At 26.5% G+C, this 4274-nt stretch carries 4 protein-coding genes; 1 reads left to right on the top strand and 3 read right to left on the bottom strand.

Going from position 1 to position 4274, the window contains the following annotated elements; genetic code table 11:
- The coding region (locus ACERKK_RS11635; RefSeq protein WP_373773246.1) for a CHASE domain-containing protein at positions 1-836 on the bottom strand (836 nt) is incomplete at its 3' end.
- 96 nt (positions 837-932) lie between these two features.
- On the bottom strand, positions 933-1994 hold the full coding sequence (locus ACERKK_RS11630; RefSeq protein WP_373773245.1) for an agmatinase family protein: 1062 nt from the start codon (positions 1992-1994) through the stop codon (positions 933-935).
- Positions 1995-2167: 173 nt separating this feature from the next.
- Between ACERKK_RS11630 and ACERKK_RS11625 the strand changes: the two genes are divergently transcribed.
- On the top strand, positions 2168-3265 hold the full coding sequence (locus ACERKK_RS11625) for a DNA alkylation repair protein (RefSeq protein ID WP_373773244.1): 1098 nt from the start codon (positions 2168-2170) through the stop codon (positions 3263-3265).
- Here ACERKK_RS11625 and ACERKK_RS11620 read toward each other — a convergent pair.
- Entirely contained in the window at positions 3252-4154 is a 903-nt protein-coding gene (locus ACERKK_RS11620) for a DMT family transporter (protein WP_373773243.1), read from the bottom strand. The two genes, ACERKK_RS11625 and ACERKK_RS11620, sit on opposite strands and share 14 nt — an antisense overlap.
- Positions 4155-4274 lie beyond the last annotated feature (120 nt).

Genomic DNA, 4274 nt, shown 5'->3' with positions numbered 1-4274 from the left:
GTTTTATTAAAATTTTCATTTATATCTATTTGAGAGTTTGACTCATATAAAAGCATATTACTACTTTTAGTATTTCCATCATACATTTTTAAATCAATAAGAGGCAAAGAATCTTTAATAGTATTTGTTAGGAAATCTTTTGTACGAAATACTGCATAAACAAAACCTTCAATTGCATCGTAACGTTGTTGTTTTGTTTCTAAAGGCATATTTTTCTTATATAAAGGAGCATAAAATAAAAAGCCTGTTTGTTCATCTATACCATTTTCTTGAACAAGTTTTACTTTACCACTAAGTGAAGGAAGACCTGTTTCAATAGCATTATTCATTGCTTTTCGTCGTATTTTTTCAGAATACATATCATAACCAAAGGCTCTTATATTTCTTTGATTAAAAGGTTCTAGAAATATTATAGAAGTATATAAATCTCTTTTTCCCTTTGGAAATATTTTATATGATTCAAAACCTTGAGACCTAATCTGTTTAATATTTTTTTCTAATTCATTCTCTCTTAGGACTAGTGTGTAACCTAATCCTTGTATACCAGAAAAATATTTTTGTATTTGAAGTTTTGTAACAAAAATACTCCATTCTTTTCTCGTAACTTCATTCGAAGCTTCAAAAAATCCTAGACCACTATATAGAACTTCTCTATATGTATCCATTCTATTATAAATCTGATGAGTTATTTTTTTTGTTAATGAATCAAAAAGCATTTGTTTCTTATCTAAGTTAATATGATAACTTGAGTATCCAATTAAAATACTAATACTAATACCAAAGAAAAATGTTAAAACATAGTTTAACTTCATTGTTTTATAAGTATTAAATTTCATCTACTAATTTTTCTTGTATTTGCATTAATAAGTTTGCTATAGTTTAGTACACTATCTATCATAAGTAAAAAAATCCTTGAATTTATTAAAAATAGATTATTTAAAATCTATCTTTTCTTGACTTGCAAGTAATGCCCCACATAGTTGGTATAAAATTCTTGAACCAACATTTGCATCCCAACCATCAGCACTATCACCAACTTCACAAAGGTCAAAACCTATAATATGTCTTCCACTTTTTACAATCATAAATATTAAGTGTTCTAACTCACCATATCTTAAACCACCTGGTACTGGTGTTCCTGTATTTGGACAGTTTAGAGGTTCTAATCCATCAATATCAATTGATAAATAAACATTTTGAGGAAGTTGTTCGATATAAGGTGTATAAACTTCTTCTAAAGATTTTCCGCTTGAAAGTTGAGCTTGCATATCCGTATCATATAAACATGCACCTTTTACACCGTACTCTTTCATTCTTTGAGCTTCTTCACTACTGTAATCTCTAATTCCAAATTGAACTAATTTAGAGATTTTTTCACATTCATTCATAGCATTATAAAAAATTGAAGCATGAGAATAAGTAAAGTCTTCATAGGCTTTTCTTAAATCATGGTGAGCATCAACATGTAAGATTCCAAAATCTTCATCTTGTGTGTCATTTAAAGCTTTAATAAGTCCTAATGGGCAAGAATGATCACCACCAACAACTCCTACAAATTTACCTTTTTTTATTTGTTTTATTGCTTTTTCATAAACAGAAGTATTTAAAGCAGCTGATGATTCATTTACAAATTTTAAAGCTTTTTTATTTGTTTTTCCATCTTCAAGAGCTTGGATTACTTTTAAAGCTTTTTTTCTAGCTTTACTACTAAGTTTTAATAAACTTTTATCAGTTTCAAGCATAGCAATACCTGCAATATAAGGCTTAATATAATGAAAAGTTTCAACATCAAGTTGGTGGCTTGAAAGTCTTATAGCATCAGGAGCATTAGCAGTTCCTTCACCAAATGAAACAGTAGCTTCCCAAGGAACTGGAATTAAAACTAAACTAGCTTCTTTTGGGTCTAACCTTCCACCAATAAATCCATCACCGTCTAAAGGAGGAAGTCCTTGTTCTAATACTTTTATTTCTTCTTCTAAAGTTCTATAAGACATTTTTTTTCCTAATATATTGTATATTTTTTTATTTTTGAATTATAGAATAAATATGGAAATAGTTGTGTTAATTTTTGGGTTTTTGTTTCAATATGAGATACTTTTAATTCAAATTTATGCTTTATGATAATATAAAAGAGAAACTAGTTTAAAGAAATGAGAAAAATAAGAATATGGCAGAACAACTAAAAAACGTATATACAAAAGATTATATAAAAAACCTAGCATTTAAAATAAAAGAGAACTATACAGATTTTGATACAAGTAGTTTTATAAACTCTATTTTTAATCAAGGTTGGGAAAACTTTGAATTAAAAGCTCGAATGCGTCATATTGCAATAACTATTCATAAATATCTTGCACTACCCTATTGTAAACAATTAGAAATTTTAAAAGCGGTTTCAAAAGATTTTTTTTCATTTGAAGCTATGTTTTTTCAAGATTTTGTTGAAGTTTACGGGCTTGATGATTTTGATAATTCTATAAAAGCATTAGAGGTTTTTACTATTGATTCTAGTAGTGAGTTTGCTATTAGACAATTTATTTTAAAGTACGAAGATAAAACAATGAAGCAAATGCACAAATGGAGTCAAAGTTCAAATGAACACTTAAGAAGACTAGCAAGTGAGGGTTGTAGGCCTAGACTTCCTTGGGCTATTGCATTAGCTAAATATAAAAAAGACCCTACAAAAGTGCTTGAAATAATCGAGATTTTAAAAAATGACATAAGTTTATATGTAAGAAAATCTGTAGCAAATAATTTAAATGATATTTCAAAAGATAATCCACACCTTGTAATAGAGTTTGTAAAAACAAATTTAGGCAAAACAAAAGAGCTTGATTGGGTTTGTAAACATTGCAGTAGAACACTACTTAAAAAAGGCGATAAAGAGATTTTAAAACTCTTTGATTTTGATAAATCTGCTCATTTAGATATTACAAACTTTTTTTATGATTCTTTAGTAAATATTGATGCAAATTTGACTTTTTCTTTTGAGATTATTTCAAATGAAAATATTGGAAATGTAAGAATAGAATATGCTATCGATTATTTAAAATCAAATAATACTCATAATAAAAAAGTCTTTATGATAAGTCAAAATGAGATAAAATCCACTTCAAAAAAGTTTGTTAAAAAACAAAGCTTTAAAAATATGACAACAAGAAAACACTATTTAGGAAAGCATTTTATATCTATTTTGATAAATGGTGAAGAGTTTATAAAAAAAGAGTTTTTAGTAGATAAAACAAATAAAATCATTCACTCTTGATAGCTTTATTATTTCTTTGAAGAAAAAATGTAGCTATACAAGAGATTAAAATTCCTGGAATTATTACAGTTTCAATTGCTACGTTTTGTACTACAAAAAGTAAAAGTACTACTGCTATTGGATTTAAATATACATAAGACATAACTCTTGTTGGTCCTAAAATAGCAGTTGCTTTTTGGTATAAATATAAAGTAAGCAATGTTGTAATAATTGCTAAGTACAGCATACTATAAACTAAATCGCCTTGTATTAATGTCCAGTTTAAAGGTTCATTAAAAAAAAGCATAAAAAGACTCATCCAAAACATTCCACCAATTAATGTTGCAAATACCATATTTAAAGAGTTATCACTTTTTTTATGTACAAGTTTTAGTGAAATTGAATAAAAACACATACTAACTGCACCTATAATATAAATATAATCTCCACTATTTAAAGAAAACTCTAAAAGCAATTGAATATCTGCTTTAAAAATAACCCAAATAGTTCCAAATACACCTATTAGATAAACAATGAATTTATTAAATGTGATTTTTTCTTTAAAAATAAAAAAAGCAAAAATTGCTGTAAGTAAAGGAACTAAGGTATATAAAGTGCCAGTATTTAAAACTGTAGTCGTTTTTAGTGCTTCAAACATAGCTAAGAAATAACCTGAATAAAAAAAGCTTATTACCATTGCTCTTGGAAGCATTGGAATTATTTCAGACCTTCTTGAGCTTTGAAGTAAAATAAAAGGTGCTAATAATATAAAAGAAATAACAAATCTTAATAAAGTCAATGAAAATGGATTAACTACTGTTGCTAAATTATGTGAAGCTAAAAATGAACCAGCAACTAAAAAAGTTGCAAGTAATACAAATATATGTGCTTTTAAGTTTGATGTTTCCAAAATATCCCTTTTATAAAAAAGGATATTAACTAAATGTGATTTAAAAGAAATTAAAGAGAAATTTACTTGTGATTTTTTTAATAAGTAAAATATTTAAATGACTTAAATTATCAAATAAAA

Source organism: Poseidonibacter sp. (assembly GCF_041821165.1).
In the GTDB taxonomy this organism is placed as follows: Bacteria; Campylobacterota; Campylobacteria; order Campylobacterales; family Arcobacteraceae; genus Poseidonibacter.
Note: the sequence above shows the minus strand (reverse complement) of the source record. Positions and strands in the feature narration are given on the sequence as shown.

Excerpts from the sequence above, each read along its gene's own strand:
- ACERKK_RS11630 (WP_373773245.1), bottom strand. The coding sequence starts at position 1,994 with ATGTCTTATAGAACTTTAGAAGAAGAAATAAAAGTATTAGAACAAGGA.
- ACERKK_RS11625 (WP_373773244.1), top strand. The coding sequence starts at position 2,168 with ATGGCAGAACAACTAAAAAACGTATATACAAAAGATTATATAAAAAAC.